Source organism: Paraferrimonas haliotis, assembly GCF_002282895.1.
In the GTDB taxonomy this organism is placed as follows: Bacteria; Pseudomonadota; Gammaproteobacteria; order Enterobacterales; family Shewanellaceae; genus Paraferrimonas; species Paraferrimonas haliotis.
In genome coordinates, this window is the sequence record NZ_NRRB01000001.1 from 32,743 (window position 1) to 48,547 (window position 15,805).

The 15,805-nt window shown below is 48.2% G+C and carries 9 protein-coding genes; 5 read left to right on the top strand and 4 right to left on the bottom strand.

The window, feature by feature from the left end:
* A complete protein-coding gene (locus CLC91_RS00150; protein ID WP_095496940.1) occupies nucleotides 1–1,335 on the bottom strand; it encodes a GH1 family beta-glucosidase in 1,335 nt (444 codons plus the stop codon).
* A gap of 183 nt (nucleotides 1,336–1,518) precedes the next feature.
* Here CLC91_RS00150 and CLC91_RS00155 point away from each other — a divergent pair, with 183 nt between their 5' ends.
* Nucleotides 1,519–4,122: a glycoside hydrolase family 3 protein gene (locus tag CLC91_RS00155; protein WP_095496941.1), complete on the top strand. Its 2,604-nt coding sequence runs from the start codon at nucleotides 1,519–1,521 to the stop codon at nucleotides 4,120–4,122.
* An 18-nt stretch (nucleotides 4,123–4,140) separates the two neighbouring features.
* Here CLC91_RS00155 and CLC91_RS00160 read toward each other — a convergent pair whose 3' ends face one another.
* The 3 genes from CLC91_RS00160 to CLC91_RS00170 form a co-directional block, all read right to left on the bottom strand.
* Complete coding sequence (locus CLC91_RS00160) at nucleotides 4,141–5,628, bottom strand: tryptophan halogenase family protein (protein WP_095496942.1); 1,488 nt, start codon at nucleotides 5,626–5,628, stop codon at nucleotides 4,141–4,143.
* A complete protein-coding gene (locus CLC91_RS00165; protein WP_095496943.1) occupies nucleotides 5,625–7,178 on the bottom strand; it encodes a tryptophan halogenase family protein in 1,554 nt (517 codons plus the stop codon). Before CLC91_RS00165 ends, CLC91_RS00160 begins: the two co-directional genes overlap by 4 nt.
* Before the next feature lie 141 nt (nucleotides 7,179–7,319).
* Nucleotides 7,320–10,298 (bottom strand): TonB-dependent receptor, encoded by a 2,979-nt coding sequence (locus CLC91_RS00170; RefSeq protein WP_095496944.1) that lies wholly within the window; start codon nucleotides 10,296–10,298, stop codon nucleotides 7,320–7,322.
* A 419-nt stretch (nucleotides 10,299–10,717) separates the two neighbouring features.
* Between CLC91_RS00170 and CLC91_RS00175 the strand changes: the two genes are divergently transcribed.
* The 4 genes from CLC91_RS00175 to CLC91_RS00190 are packed head-to-tail and all read left to right on the top strand — an operon-like array spanning nucleotide 10,718 to nucleotide 15,753.
* Nucleotides 10,718–12,088: an MFS transporter gene (locus CLC91_RS00175; RefSeq protein ID WP_095499776.1), complete on the top strand. Its 1,371-nt coding sequence runs from the start codon at nucleotides 10,718–10,720 to the stop codon at nucleotides 12,086–12,088.
* Nucleotides 12,085–14,472 (top strand): GH36-type glycosyl hydrolase domain-containing protein, encoded by a 2,388-nt coding sequence (locus tag CLC91_RS00180; RefSeq protein ID WP_095496946.1) that lies wholly within the window; start codon nucleotides 12,085–12,087, stop codon nucleotides 14,470–14,472. The genes CLC91_RS00175 and CLC91_RS00180 overlap by 4 nt, the downstream gene beginning before the upstream one ends.
* Nucleotides 14,465–14,995: a gluconokinase gene (locus CLC91_RS00185; RefSeq protein ID WP_095496947.1), complete on the top strand. Its 531-nt coding sequence runs from the start codon at nucleotides 14,465–14,467 to the stop codon at nucleotides 14,993–14,995. The genes CLC91_RS00180 and CLC91_RS00185 overlap by 8 nt, the downstream gene beginning before the upstream one ends.
* Nucleotides 14,992–15,753 carry a sugar-binding protein gene (locus CLC91_RS00190; protein ID WP_095499777.1) on the top strand — a complete coding sequence of 254 codons (762 nt, stop codon included), beginning with the start codon at nucleotides 14,992–14,994 and terminating at the stop codon, nucleotides 15,751–15,753. The genes CLC91_RS00185 and CLC91_RS00190 overlap by 4 nt, the downstream gene beginning before the upstream one ends.
* Nucleotides 15,754–15,805: the final 52 nt, after the last annotated feature.

Sequence of the window (15,805 nt, forward strand, 5' to 3'; positions counted from 1 at the left end):
TCAATATCGTGTTGTTATTAATTGGCGATAGGCGATGGCACTATCTTTTAGCGTTCGGGTCTGGGATGAATAATCGACGTATACGATGCCAAAACGTTTGCTGTAGCCCTCTGCCCATTCAAAATTGTCCATTAAACTCCAGGCAAAATAACCGTTCACATTGACACCTTGAACCATGGCGTCATTGACCGCGTTTAAATGACGTTGGTAATAGTCGATTCGGCGCGAATCAGCAACTTTACCGGCGTTTACTTGGTCGTCAATGGCGGCTCCGTTTTCGGTAATGTATATCGGCGGTAAGGTATACGTTTTGTTCATTCCTACCAACAAATCGGTTAACGCACTCGGATAGATTTCCCAGCCAATATCGGTTAACGGTTGGGGTGGCGGAAGTTGCACAAAAGGTTGCTGTTCGTCTGCTCGATAGATGGCTCTTGTGTAAAAGTTGACGCCTAAAAAGTCCAGCGGCTGAGCGATGGTGGCCATATCACCTTCTAGAATATCGGGTCGACATGATGCGTCTAATTGTTCTATAACGTCCGGATATTTGCCTTCCATTATCGGGCGAAGGTACCAATCGTTATGATAGCCGTCAGCGAAAGCGGTGGCTTCTTGGTCTTTTGGGTCTTCGCTTGCGCTGTAACAAGGGGTGAAGTTAAGTACTATGCCATTCATTGCATGAGGGGCATGTTGCTGCAACGCTTGCAAGGCCAAGCCATGAGCTAACAATAAATGATGAGCCGCTTTTCGGCCATTGGCTTGGCCGGTTTTGCCCGGCGCGTGTATACCAGCCTCGTAGCCTAAGTAGGCGCTGCAAAAAGGCTCGTTTAAGGTGGCGTAGCTGTGTACCAAGGTTCCAAAAAGCTGGGCGACTTGTGTCGCGTAACGTTCAAACTGATAAGCGGTATCTCGGTTTAACCAACCACCTTGATCTTCTAAATATTGTGGTAGGTCCCAATGGTAAAGCGTAACAAAGGCTTTGATGCCTTTTTGTTGAAGACGCTTAAGCAAGTTAACGTAGTAGTTGGCTCCTTCTCGGCGAAGTTCACCATCTTCGTCAATCAACCTTGGCCATGAGATTGAAAGTCGGTAAGCATCAACTCCTAATGACTCGATGAGATCAATATCCTGTTGCCAGAGTTGATAATGGTTACAAGCCACAGCGCCATTGGAATGGTCGGCAATCTTGCCTGGGGTAGCGCAAAAGGTATCCCAAATACACGGCAGGCGGTGCTCGATGCCCCCTTCAATTTGGAACGAAGCAGTGGCAACGCCGTAGATGAAATCTTTATCAAGCATGGGGCTGTTAGCGGGTAGCTTTAATTGTTGCTTCATCCTTAACGATCTTCCATTGGTTAGTTATTGAGTTTTACTGCCCACACCTAAGTTTTGAAAACGCTTACATTTAACATTAGAAACGGCTTATATTGTTTTACTTCAGCCTTGAAAGCGCTTTCATTTATGATGTATGTTAGTATTTTGTTAATGCTAAATCAAGGGTCGATAGGAGAGTCAGTCATGAATCCATGGATAAGTGGTACGTTGGGAATCCTCTGCACCACGGTTTTATTAGCCTGTGCTGAACAAAATGCACAAAAGCCGGAGCCTACAGCCACCAACTCGCCTGCTCAGGCTACGACTGACAAAGGGTACAATATTGACCTTTGGCCTAAGCTAAGCAGTGAAGTCGCCAGCGACCCAGCAATCGAAGCTAAAGTCACCGAAATACTCGCTAAAATGACTTTAGAGCAGAAAATAGCGCAAATGATTCAGCCTGAAATTCGCGATATTAGTGTTGAAGATATGCGGAAATACGGCTTTGGCTCCTACTTAAACGGCGGCGGGTCTTTTCCCTCAGGAAATAAGCAAGCCACCCCGGCAGACTGGATCGATTTGGCCGAAGCCATGTATCAAGCATCGATGGATGACTCGCTTGATGGTATTGCCATACCAACCATGTGGGGGACGGATGCGGTACACGGTCACAACAACGTTATCGGAGCGACGCTGTTCCCGCATAATATTGGCCTAGGGGCGATGAACAATCCCGAATTGATAGAAAAGATTGCCGAGATAACGGCGACCGAAGTCATGGTAACTGGCATTGATTGGGTTTTTGCTCCTACCGTGGCGGTCGTCAGAGACGACCGCTGGGGGCGAACTTATGAAGGCTACTCAGAGCATCCAGACATTGTGCGTTCATACAGTGCAGCCATTGTAAAAGGGCTGCAAGGCCGCGCAGATAAGGATTTTCTCGGCGATGACCGCGTCATCAGTACGGTGAAGCACTTTGTCGGCGACGGTGGCACCGTTGAGGGGGACGATCAGGGAAACAACATTGCCTCGGAAAAAGAGTTGGTTGAGTTACATGCTCAGGGTTACGTTGGTGGCTTGAGTGCCGGCGCTCAAAGCGTCATGGCATCGTTTAACTCTTGGCACGGTGAAAAAATTCACGGTCACAAGTACTTGTTAAACGATGTATTGAAAGAGCGCATGGGCTTTGATGGCTTTGTTGTGGGGGATTGGAACGGCCATGGTCAGGTTGCCGGTTGCAGCAACGAATCCTGCGCAAAAGCCATTAATGCAGGGCTGGATATGTTTATGGCGCCCACCCCATCTTGGAAGCCCTTGTACTACAACACTCTGGAACAAGCTCAGCAAGACATCATTCCTATGAGTCGTATCGACGATGCTGTAGCGCGTATCTTACGGGTGAAGTTGCGAGCGGGGTTGTTCGAGAAACCTAGCCCAGCCAACAGAGCCATTTCAGGACAAGTAGAGCTTATTGGGCATGCCGATCATCGCCAGGTTGCCAAACAAGCAGTACGAGAATCTTTAGTGCTGTTAAAAAATCAGCGAGGCATATTGCCCTTGCCAAGCAATTTATCGGTATTGGTGGCCGGCGATGGTGCGAATAACATTGGCAAACAAAGCGGTGGTTGGACAATTACTTGGCAGGGAACCGGTAACACCAATGCTGATTTTCCTGGGGCAACATCCATTTATGATGGCATTGTTCAGCAAGTGACCAAAGGAGGCGGAACCGCGACGCTTAGTGAAGATGGCAGCTTTCAGCAAAAGCCAGATGTCGCAATCGTAGTCTTTGGGGAATCGCCCTATGCTGAAGGTCACGGAGATCGCCCTAATGTTGATTATCAGATTGGCGATAAACGCGATTTAGCGTTACTGCAAAAGTTAAAGGCGCAAGGGATACCGGTTATATCGCTGTTTATTTCTGGGCGGCCGTTATGGGTTAATGCAGAACTCAATGCTTCCGATGCGTTCGTGGCGGTATGGCTTCCCGGTAGCGAAGGAGACGCTATAGCACAGGTGCTTTTCAGGGATACCAATCAACAAGTGCAATATGATTTCGTTGGTAAACTGTCGTTTTCGTGGCCTAAAACAGCGACGCAAACGGTTAACTGGCAAGATGAAGACTATCAGCCGTTATTGCCCTATGGTTTTGGTTTAACCTATCAAGATGACAACGTCTTGGGAGATGACTTAGACGAAACCTATCACTTTGCTAAAAACGAATTAGCACCGATGCCGTTGTTTAATGGCACCATGCAAAAACCTTGGTTACTGTGGTTAACTGACGAACAGCAAAAGTTACAAGTACAAGCTAATAGCGCTCAATTAGGCTCTGTTGGGTATCGAACCATCGATAAAGAAATTCAAGAGGATGCGTTTAAAGTTGCCTTTAGTGGCGGCTCGAAAGCAGCGGTTAGCATGATTTCTAAGAGCAATTTTAGGGAAGATTTGCGAGTGCAGTTGATTCAAGAGTCAGCCTTAGTGTTCGGTTATCGAGTCGATACGAAACCATCCGAGTCAGTTGCCCTTATGATGTACTGTGAAGCAGAAGAGAACCAATCGGGGCCTGCTCCCCAATGCCAAGGCGGCTTAGACATTACCGAGCAATTGTCGCAAGCGAAATTAGGTGAGTGGCAAACTTTGGCGGTGGATATGGGTTGCTTTAAAGAAGCCGGCATGCAACTGGCTAATACCGTATCGCCATTCTCGCTCGAAACCCAAGGTACCCTAGAATTAGCACTTGCCGACGTCACGATTCAGCCTCAAAAGGCTTTGACGGCCGACATCCGTTGCTCAGGTATAGAGTAGCGAGACGGCACTGAGTTCCTAGCTGGCGCAGTATTGCTCAATGAACTGATGGTGCGCTGGCAAGGTCTCTAATCGCTGTTGTATTTGGCGCTTAATGCCGTTGAGCAGTTTTTCTAGCTCCTGTTCAGAGAGCATATCCGCGATCAGGTGATGCTGCTTTGGCATTAGCCCTTGCCCAAGCATTACCTGGGTCCAGGAATCCACTCGGAATATGTCACCGTCGTCTAAAAACACCCGACCGGTTTCTTTAAACAGATCGATTTTATGCTGCAAACTCTCTGGTACTTCCATGGCGCTGCAGTGGCGCCAAAACGCGCTATCTTGGCGTTGAGTCACTTTATAGTGCAATACAATGAAGTCGCGAATGTTCTCAATTTCAGACTGTAACTGTTTATTGTACTCATCGATGGCTTGGTGGGTGATACCTTGAAACGGGAAGAGTCGCAAAAAGCGCACTATGCCTGACATAATCAAGTGAATGCTGGTGGACTCTAAAGGCTCTACGAAACCACTGGCCAAGCCTAAGGCTAGGCAGTTTTTGTTCCAGCCCTTACGGCGACGTCCGGTTTTAAATTTAATCACTCTCGGCTCATTAATTGCTGTGCCCGCCACTGAGCCCGTAAGCGTATCAATGGCTTGTTGATCAGCTTGGTACTGACTGCAATAAACCAGACCGTTGCCAACGCGATGTTGCAACGGAATGCGCCATTGCCAACCGCTGTCGTGTGCGGTTGCTATGGTATACGGCAAAACGGTGTGGTCAGTCGCTTCCGTTTGCATGGCCACCGCGCTGTCGCATGGCAGCATATGGGACCAATCGTCGTAACCGGTATGCAAGGCTTTTTCAATCAGCAATCCGGAAAAGCCGGTGCAGTCTATAAAAAAGTCGGCGATTATTATGTTGCCGTTGGCTAAGGTAATGGATTCGATGTATCCGTCATTCGTGCGCTTATTGACCGCAACAATTTTACCCTCTTGCCGTTTAGCACCAAGCTCGGTGGCAAATTCTCGCAAAAACATGGCGTAGCGAGTAGCGTCTAGGTGATAAGCATAGTTAATTGGGTTTTGTTTACTAAAACCAAACTTACCGGCTTTAGCTGCCTGCAATTCGTAGCAGTAGCTGCCAAAGTCGCCTTCTATGCCCTGTTGCAGTCCTTGCATCCAAAAATGATGAAACTCGCCAGCCCAGCATTCTCGTCCAGTAGCCCCAAAAGAGTGAATGTAATCGCTATCTGTTTGACCCCAGTGCTTAAATTGGATGCCCAGTTTAAAAGTTGCACTGGTGCGCCTCATAAAGCTTTGCTCGTTGATACCCAAGAGTTTGTGAAAGGTTCGAATGGGCGGGATAGTGGCTTCACCCACACCGACGGTTCCTATGTCATCTGACTCGATTAAGGTCACTTTTACTTGCTTGCCAACTAATTTGGCGATGGCGGCACACGCCATCCATCCGGCAGTACCACCGCCGGCGATGACCACATGCTTTACAGGAGATAACGAACTCATAAGTTGGTCTCTTTAGTTTTTGTCTTTAAAAGGGTTCGCAGCAAGTCGCGGTTACTGGGTAAGCCCGCATTGAAACTGGCCATTTTCTTTTTGTTTAAGGCGATAAAATGCTGTGCCGCCTGTGGGTGATTAAGTGCGCTGCTGGCATCTACCAAGGTATTAAAACCCATACCATACAATACGTACTGATAACTGGCGGAAGAAAAGATCTCTTCATTTTCAACGAAGTCAAATCGCGATGGCGGCTGGTATTGCCACAATTGTAACTGCTGCAGCAAACGAGGTGGAATGCTTTCACGGGCTCGCTGTGCTAGCCAATAGGGCTCGTTGCGCTGAGACAGCACATAATGCAACTTTAAAAACTCTATCACTCGCTCCCATCGATATTGAAAGCGACTGTTAAAGCGTTGCGCTAACGCCTGCATGTGATCGCGGTCGACCGGCATCTGCTCACTGAGCATTGAGGCGCTTAACTCAACCATAGCAAGCGCTGAGGCCTCTAACGGCTCTATAAAACCGGCAGCCATTCCTACGGCAACGCAATTATTCTTCCAGAACTGTTGGCGATAGCCGGGTGTGAATGACAACGGTCGAATCATCAGCTCGGCTATGGCTTGTGCGCTTAAGTTGTGCGACTGGCTTAAGTAGTTTTCTAGAACTTGGCGCGCCGATGCTTCGGTTTCGTATTGACTAGCGTAGGTGTAGCCAATGCCCAGTCGGTTCGGAAGTCCTATTTGCCAAATCCATCCTGCTCGTTGGGCGGTTGCTAAGGTGGTGGACTCAATCTCTGACATGGGGTCGGTAACCGCAATCTGGACACCTAATGCTCGGTCATTGGCCAAAACATCGGCTTTCGGTTGCATCGGCACTTGATAGTGTTCTCCGAGCAAACGGCTGCGTATGCCGGAACAATCAATGAACAAGTCACCGTCAATATCGCCATGCTCTTGAGTGGTGAGCGCTTTAATGTCGCCATTATCGCTACTGGTCACATTTACCACTTCATCCAGCACACGATTCACCCCTAGTGATGTGCAGCAATGTTGTGCCAAAAGCTCGGCAAACTTTGCGGCATCCAAATGGTAGCCATAATTGGTGACAGCTGCGTACTCTGGGGTAGAGGCTTGCTTAGGGGCGAGTTGCTTATCGCATACCGACGCTTGAACGTTCACCGCCGCTGCGAAGGGTTGCTCCTTCGCAAGGGTTTGCCAAGCGTAATGCAGATTGGTTTGAACATAGCCCTCAGGAACCATAAAAGGATGGTAATAGCTGTCGTTAACTTCAGCTGTTCGCCAACCAATGAATTTAGAACCCTGCTTAAAGCTGGCGTCACAGCGTTTAAGAAACTCGAGCTCGTTGATACCGATTCGCTTTAAGGTATTGCGCATTGAAGGCCAAGTGCCTTCTCCAACACCTATGGTTGCAATGTTGGGAGACTCAATAAGAGTGACGGTTAAGTTGGGGTGTTCTGCTGCAATTAATCCAGCCGTTAGCCAGCCAGCGCTGCCACCGCCCAGTACTACTATGTGTTGCAACGATCGCTTTATCATAGGTTTTTTATTGTTCTTTAGTTGGTTAATAACCAAGCTAACAATCGCTTAGCTATTGTTCAAGTCTGGGTCTGGTTGGGCTTAAGTGAGCGTAAAAAAAAACGGGCCACCCGATACTGGATGACCCGTGTAAGGGAGTGTTTAGAAGCTGTATCGGGCTCCTAGGTGGTAACGAGCACCAAGCTCTTCAACTTGCCACAATTGCGCGGCATAGCGACCGTGTTGGCGGCTGTTCTCTTCGGTTACGTTAATGCCTTCTAGGAAAATCGATAGACTTTCATTGAAGTTATAAGCAACGTTGAAGTCGAACTGTTGATAAGCTTCGGTAAAGCTTGGCTCATTGTTATAACGAGCAGGACTGTTTAAGAACTTGTCACGCCAGTTATAAGCGATACGGGCTGAAAACGACTCAATTTCATACATGAGAATCACGTTAGCGGTATCGCTCAGTCCCACCAGTGCAAACTGAGTGGTACCAGGATCTGCATTGACATCAAAGTCTACGTCGCCATCAACCGTGGTGTAGTTTGCTTGGAAACCAAAGCCTGTCTCGCCAAAGAAATGCTGAACCGCAAACTCGAAGCCATCAATGGTGGCCTTCTTGTTGTTGGTAGGCACTTGAGCTAAGAAGTCCATTAACGGATCGCTGCTGTCTGGAAGAATGTCGTACATGGCTTCAAATTCTTCATAAGACATGGAATCAAAGTCGACGTTGTTCTCCATTGCAGCGGTCATTTGGAACAGGTTGGAATCGGTAATTGGCAAACCACGGGCTTGCAGCTCAGCTAACGCCGCCTGAGCTCGTGGGCCGGCGGTTGCATCCCTTAAATCGTAAAAGTTTTGGGTTTGCGGAGCGATACCAATAAAGTTACTGACTTTCTTCAAGTAGTAACCCGCAGACACATAACTGGTGTCGTCAAAGTACCACTCTGCCGATACGTCGAAGTTATCCGATTCCAGTGGTATCAACGCAGGGTTACCGGTAGACGCAGTTGCTGGCGCAGCCCCTGGAATTAAGGTCGGAGCACCTGGACCCGAAACCGTAGCCGCTGAGCTCAGTTGGTCGTAAGTTGGGCGACCAATGGTGGTACTGTATGAGGCTCGAGTAATGACGTTGTCGATGATTTCAATATCGAAATCAATGTTTGGTAACCAGTGATCGTAATCAGCCGATAAACTGAAATCTTCTTTTTGGGTACCGTAGCGGACGTTAAAGTCGTTGTTACCTTCCCAAGCCACGGCGTTGGGCAAATCAATGTTGGCGGTAGAGGTGATGTCAGTCTTCTCGTAACGCAAGCCAACCACTAAGTTGTAAGGACGGTCAAACAGTTCGTTAGACCAGTTAAACTGAGCAAAACCCGAGTAAATGTCTTCTTTAATGGTTCGGTTGGTTGCAAAGGCGCCGTCTGCTGCGAAGTCGAAACCGTAGGCTCCTGCTGCCCATTCACCCACCTGTGACGCGCTGCCGGTAAAGGCTTGGTCGAACGAACCCGTGGTATCGAAGTCGTCAAATTCATTTAAGAAGTTGGTTGGGGTGAGGAAGCCATCGGGCAATTCGCCTGGGTTTTCAATACCCCAGTTACCCATGGTATTTCGAGTTAGCGACTGCAGCGAGTGGCTTTCCATTGAACGGGATTCGATACCAAAATCAATGGAGCCGCTATCAAGTTCATAGCTACCTTCCAATCTAAATTGGGTAATTTCGGATTCTTGGCGCGCGAAGTTTGCGTCCAGAATTGACGTACCAACATCATCCTGATCCAAAATACCGTTACAGTTTAAGTTGGTCCGACGGCAATCATCGAAATCAATGAACATGCCAGGCAAGTCGCGGGTGAAATCTACTTCTTGGGCATTAACAATGTTGGCACCTAAACCGGCGTTCAACCAACTGCCATAAGGCGCGTCGGGCTCACTAACGGCTTTCGAGTTGTGTGCATCGAACATCATCGAGAAGCTGTCGGTTAACTGGTAAGTGATGTTCAAACCAAACGAGTCGTTTTTATTGGTTTGATTCAGCTCTTGCAATGCAAGGCCGATATCACGAGGCAGCTGTTCTCGACGCTCTTCGCGATAATGGATCGGGGTCTTAACGGCATTATCGTCAAAGGTTAAGTCGCTTTTATAGGTATCCATCCAAATGGATTGCTCAGCCCGGGCTTCGAATAGATCTTGTTGAGAGTGCATGTACTCGAGGGTTGCGACTAAGTCGTTAGTCGGTGCAAATTGCAAAGAGACCAACGCATTGGTTCTCTCACGCTCGCGATCCGCGATGGTATATCGTAAATCCGAAGGCATGGAGTACAGCTGCCCCATGGCCGGCGGGTTAGTGAGGTTAATGTCGTCAGCCGCTTGAGGAATGGTTCCGTCAAATGGGCTCGTACGCCATTGGTTCACATAAGCCCCCGCAGCAGAGCTATCACGCTTTTGGTAGTTTAAGCTAACGGTTGCGCCTAAGCTTGCGTCATTGTTAACCCAGCTGGCAATACCTGATAACTCGGGCGTGACGTCGTCACCAACACGGTTGGTGGTGTCGTATAAGGCTTTCGCTGCAACAGAGCCTTGGAAGCCAGGGCCGGCAATGTCCAATGGACGTGCCGTAGTGATGTCGATGGTGGAGCCGATACCGCCGGATGCGATGTTGGCCTTACTGGTTTTGTACACTTCGACGGTTCTAACACTGTCGCCAGACAGGTTAGAGAAGTCAAATGAACGTGAATTAGGAGTACCACCGCCCGCTGGCAGAGACGATGCCGGCATGGTACGACCGTTTACCGTAACCATGTTGTAATCGGGGCCAAATCCACGCACGGTTACCTTGGATCCCTCGCCATTGGAACGGTCGATGGACACACCGGTAATACGTTGTAACGCTTCCGCTAAGTTAGTGTCTGGAAATTTACCGATGTCTTCGGCGGATATGGCATCAACGACACCCACTGCATCTCGCTTTAGACGCGTGGATTCTTTAATACTGCTGCGCACGCCTTTAACTTGGACGACTTCGATATCTTCAGTTACTGCGGCCTCTTCAGCGAATGCTGGTAGGCCCATTGGTACACCCAAAACCAGTGATAGGCTTGCTGCCAATTTGGTTTTAGCAAATGGCTTATTCGACATTGTCTGCTCCCTAGCTGCTTTGTCTTTTTGTTATTTGTCATTTTGAAAACGCAAGGCACCATCATCGACAACATTCGCAGAGAACATACAGCTATCTCTCCATAAAGATGGAAGCGCTTTCATTAAACCTAGAGCAATATTAGTAATCAGTCAATTAGTTTTTTACAATATTGCAACAATGCTGGGTTAGCATGCCATTGCTCCTAATCGCACGGAATCCTATTAGCTATAGGTTTGTATGTTAATCATTGGCTTGTGCGCGTTTAACGTTAGCGGTTCATTGGTGATAAAAAAATGTTGCAGAGAATCCCGTTGATCTCTATATTTTTATGAAAGCGCTTTCAGGTTGTCGCGCAGGTCGCAGAGTTTTAATAATAAAAACAGCGTTTATGCCGCTAACAACATGAGGTGACTACGCCATGGAATCGCAACAATCGTTGACCATGAAAGAGAAGTTAGGCTATGCCTGTGGTGACGTAGCAAGCAACATCTACTGGCGTGTGTTTGATGTGTTTCTGTTCATTTTCTATACCGACGTGTTTGGATTACCGGCGGCTGTTGTTGGTACCATGATGCTCGTGACTCGCCTGATAGACGCTTTCAGCGATCCTATGATGGGCGCTCTTGCCGATAGAACTCAAACCCGTTTTGGTAAGTTTCGCCCTTATTTGTTGTGGGGTGTGCTTCCCATTGCTGCTAGCGGCGTGCTCACCTTTAGTTCGCCGGAATTATCGGATTCAGGCAAAGTGGTGTGGGCCTACGCCACTTACATATTTATGATGCTCAGCTACACCTTCATTAACGTACCTTACGGTGCCTTATTAGGGGTCATGACCTCTGACTCGCAAAACCGCACTACCTTAACCAGCTTTCGATTTATCGGTGCTTTTTCAGGCGGTAGCTTAGTTGCCTATTTAACTCCTGAGTTGGTGCAATGGTTTGGTCAAGGTAATGAAGCGGTTGGCTGGCGACTGACCATGGTGCTGTATGGCGTGGTCGCAGGTGCTTTATTTGTTGTTACTTTCTTAAGTACCAAAGAGCGAGTGCTGCCAATGCAGTCACAGCCCACACCTGTGATGAGAGACCTTAAAGATCTATTGAAAAACAAGCCTTGGTTGATTTTGTTTGGGTTAGCAATGGTGGTGATGATAACCATCAGCCTGCGAGCATCGAGCGGTACTTTCTACATTAAGTATTATGCTCAGCGACCCGATTTGATTGGCAGCTTTTCGTTGGTGTATTTGTTAGCGCTCGGCGTGGGTGCCGCATTGACCCCAATATTGACGCGTTATATCGACAAACGACGCTTGCTGGCCTGGCTTATGACGGGCGTCGCTTTGTGCTGTGCATTGTTTTATTGGATTGATCATGACGATATTGAGCTGATGTTCATTGGCCAAATTGCCATCGGCTTAATGCTCGGTCCCAAATCGCCTTTGGTTTTTTCTATGTACGCCGATACCGCTGATTTTTCGGAGTGGAAACACAAAAGGCGAGCAACGGCTATGGTTTTTTCGGCCGCGGCCTTTTCTCAAAAGCTCGGCGGCGCTTTGGCGGGAGCCATGATAGGTTGGCTCTTGGCATACTATGGTTACCAAGCGAATTTGGTTCAAAGCGACGCTTCTCAATGGGCGATTGTGCTGTTGATGAGCTTAATTCCGGCATTGTTTGCTGTGATAGCCGTACTGATCATCATTCCTTATCCGCTTAGCGAGGCGCGACTGAAATCTATCCAACAACAATTGGCTGCTGAGAAACTAACATCGAAGACCTCGCTGGGGGTGAAATGAATCACAGTCAACAGCAACCCTACACGCATGTGGTCGAGTTGGAAGTCGAACAATCTAAATCCTATCGCATCGATCTGCACGAAATCACTCGCATGCCTCAGGCCAGTGGCTATCTTTGGAATGACCAAATGAGCTTGCAGATGAACTGTCAAGGTTATGCATCAGTGATGTTCATGGACCCAGAGCCAAGCAAGTACAGCACTGCGCCCAATCTTGAGGCTCAGACTTTTATTCAACCTGAAACGCAATACTATGCGCATTATCCTGGGCGCTTTTTCTATCTAAAAAACTTAGCGACTGGCGAGCTTATCTCACTACCGTTTGCACCGTGTAAAGTGATGCCCGAGGTGCTGACCTTTAGCCAGCAACAGCAGCGACTGAGCTGGCACGTTAATCATTGGGGAGCGAGCTTCGATTTAACGGTGGCACTGGCTGACAAGGACACCTTGGAAGTTTGGCAACTGGATATCGTCAACGACACTGAACAGCCCCTGCAATTAAGCTTGATCAGCTATTTTTCAGTAGGTTACCGCTCTTGGATGTATCAATCAGGCTTCTATGATGACGATTCACAAGCATTGGTGTGCAAAGCCATCACTCCCTATCAGCGCTTGCAAGACTACAAACCTGACGGACAACTCAAAGACATCACCTTTTGTTTAAGCGAAAAGCCGCCCACATCTTGGTGCGCCAACCAACAAGCCTTTGAAGGCGATGGGCATATATCAGCACCTCAGCAATGCAACCAAGCCACACTTAATAACGACCTTGCTTGTTATGAAACGCCAGTCGCTGCTATGCAATTTAAATTGGAGCTAGCACCTAAATCCAACTTTAGTAATCGTTGGTTATTTGGCGCAACAACTTCAGTGGCTGAACTGGATAAAATTAGGCAGGCCTATTTGGAAAACGAGCCAAGCATTGCTTCCTGTGGCGCTGATATCGAATCTCGCTTTGAGCTCAGTGGGCTCGATGCCGACATTGAAGCCTATGCGAATTGTTGGGGAAGCCGCCAAATTCGCTATCTTACTGATACCAATCGCTTAACCACGGATCCGCAAACCCGCAATCTGGTGCAAGATGTATTAGGGTTGGTTTATATCGACCCAGACAAAGCCAAGCGGCAAATGGTCATGGCCATGCAGCAACAGCGCTGCAATGGGGAAATGCCCGATGGCATATTGTTGACCGACAGCGCTGAGCTGAAATACATCAATCAGGTTCCCCATGGCGATCACAGCGTGTGGCCATTGCTTTGGTGCCAAGCTTATCTAGATGAAACCAACGACGTTGCTCTGCTCAATGAGATGCTGGTGTTTAGCGACAGCTCCACTAAACAGCCGTTTTGGCGGCACTTGGAATTGGCCATTGAGCATTTGTTATCTCAGCGAGATGAGCGGGGGTTGAGCTATATTCAGCAAGGTGATTGGTGCGACCCAATGAACATGGTTGGCCCAAAAGGCAAAGGCGTATCCAGCTGGTTAACCATGGCCACCGCTTGCGCGCTTAAATCTTGGTGTTACATCGTCGAACACTATCTCGAGGACTACAGTCCACTTAAACTCAATGAGTGTCATCGTTTGTACGGTCAAATTAACGAGGCGGTTAATCAGCATTTTTGGAATGGCAGTTGGTATGCAAGAGGCATCACCGACAATGGGCGGCTTTTCGGCGTGGCCAGTGAGCCTGAAGGGCAAATGTATTTAAATCCGCAGTCGTGGGCGATGCTCAGTGGCGCCGCCAGTTCGGCTAAATGTTTTAATTTGCTTTACGAGGTGGAGCGACGCCTCAATACGCCTTATGGAACCATGATGCTCTCTCCAGCCTATACCTCAATGGTTGAAGACATTGGTCGGTTAACGCAAAAATACCCCGGAGTGGCCGAAAATGGCTCGGTATACAACCATGCTTCGGCGTTTTATGCCTATGCATTGTATCAAGTGGGTGAACATCAACATGCTTATCAAGCGCTTAAGCGAATGTTACCGAAAGGCGCTGATGCCTTAATTCGCGGCCAGTTACCTAATTTCATTCCAAACTATTATCGAGGTGCCTACTACCAAAACCCAGATTACGCGGGGCGCTCCAGTCACTTGGTTAACACCGGCACCTGTGCCTGGGTGTACCGGATGCTGATAGAGGAATTATGTGGTTTGAAAGGCTTTCGGGGGCGGCTTGTAGTTTCTCCGAAACTGCCCGCGAGCGTGAACCAGCTGTCGGGTAAGCGCCAGTTTGCTGGAGCCACGTTCAACTTCACTATCAACCGCAGTAGCGTGCAGTCGGTCTCGCTCACCATGGATGGCTTAGCAATTTCAGGTCAACAGATCAGCGACATTCAATCGGGTAGGCGTTACCAACTGAACATTGAGGTGCCCTTTGAGTGAATTAGTGGTCATTATGGGCATTAGCGGTACCGGTAAAAGCACCTTAGCAAAAGCGTTTGCCAACAGCGTAGGAGGTGTTTTTGTTGAGGCTGATGATTTTCATAGCGACCAAGCAAAAGCGTTAATGGCTAAAGGTCAGGGGATTGATGAAGACATGCGAAACCGCTGGTTTAAACGGCTGTTAACTCAAGTGGACAGCCTGTTAAGTAACGAGACACCGGTGGTAATGGCTTTTTCAGGGCTTAAACAATTGCATCGTAATCAATTGGCGCAACGTGCCGATAAAGTCACTGGCTTCTTTTTAAACGGCGATGATTCCCTGATTCGTCAGCGCTTGACTGAACGCCAACGTCATTTTGCGGGTATTGAACTGCTGGATAGCCAACTAGCGGCTTTGCAAGCTGTAAAGACTTCCGAGCTGCAATGGATCATACCCATCGATATTGCTCAAAGTTTAGAGCAGAATTTAGCCGCGATGATTCATTGTTGGCAGCAGCGTCAACAGAATAGGACATCGCCATGAAACGCATGCAAGGCCTAATTACCTCAGTATTATTGATGAGCATGGCAGCGAGCGTAAATGCCGCTCCTAAGGGGGCCACCATCGCTAAGAGTCATGAGGCAATGACGATTGACGGTTATGCCTCAGAAGCCGTCTGGTCAACACAGCCTTGGCAAGCCATTAATCACATAATTTTAGGTGACACGCCATTATCGGAGCGTGACTTTAGCGGTCGATTTAAGCTCGCCTGGAAAGAAGAAGGGCTTTACTTGTTGGTGGAAATCAGCGACGACGTATTGTTCGACCAACACGCCAACCCTTTGCTTCGTTATTGGGACGATGACTGCCTTGAGGTTTTTGTTGATGCCGATGCGTCAGGGGGCGATCACCAGTTTAATTTTAATGCCTTCGCCTATCATGTTGGTTTGGATGGCCAGGTGGCGGATATTGGTGAGCAAACAGAGACTCACCAAGAGCCATTTATTTTGTTAAACGACCACGTGAATAACCGCTGGCGTCGCGACGAGCACGGGCTGCTTACTTGGGAGTTGATGGTTTTTGTTTTCGATGATGACTTTAAACCCGACAGTAATCATCCCCCTATGGTGCTTTCTCAAGGGCATGAGCTTGGTTTTATGCTCGCGTATTGCGATAACGATGGCAGTGATGAGAGAGAGCACTTCATAGGCTCCGTGGCGATTAAGCCAATCAATGGAGATAAAAATCTAGGTTATAAGAACGCCGATGTGTTTCAGCGGTATCGGCTTAACAAAGAATAACTAAATTAATTTAACCAGCAGTTAAATGAAGGGGGACATATATTAACCAATT

Excerpts from the sequence above, each read along its gene's own strand:
- CLC91_RS00155 (WP_095496941.1), top strand. The coding sequence starts at position 1,519 with ATGAATCCATGGATAAGTGGTACGTTGGGAATCCTCTGCACCACGGTT.
- CLC91_RS00175 (WP_095499776.1), top strand. The coding sequence starts at position 10,718 with ATGGAATCGCAACAATCGTTGACCATGAAAGAGAAGTTAGGCTATGCC.
- CLC91_RS00160 (WP_095496942.1), bottom strand. The coding sequence starts at position 5,628 with ATGAGTTCGTTATCTCCTGTAAAGCATGTGGTCATCGCCGGCGGTGGT.
- CLC91_RS00150 (WP_095496940.1), bottom strand. The coding sequence starts at position 1,335 with ATGAAGCAACAATTAAAGCTACCCGCTAACAGCCCCATGCTTGATAAA.
- CLC91_RS00165 (WP_095496943.1), bottom strand. The coding sequence starts at position 7,178 with ATGATAAAGCGATCGTTGCAACACATAGTAGTACTGGGCGGTGGCAGC.
- CLC91_RS00180 (WP_095496946.1), top strand. The coding sequence starts at position 12,085 with ATGAATCACAGTCAACAGCAACCCTACACGCATGTGGTCGAGTTGGAA.
- CLC91_RS00170 (WP_095496944.1), bottom strand. The coding sequence starts at position 10,298 with ATGTCGAATAAGCCATTTGCTAAAACCAAATTGGCAGCAAGCCTATCA.
- CLC91_RS00190 (WP_095499777.1), top strand. The coding sequence starts at position 14,992 with ATGAAACGCATGCAAGGCCTAATTACCTCAGTATTATTGATGAGCATG.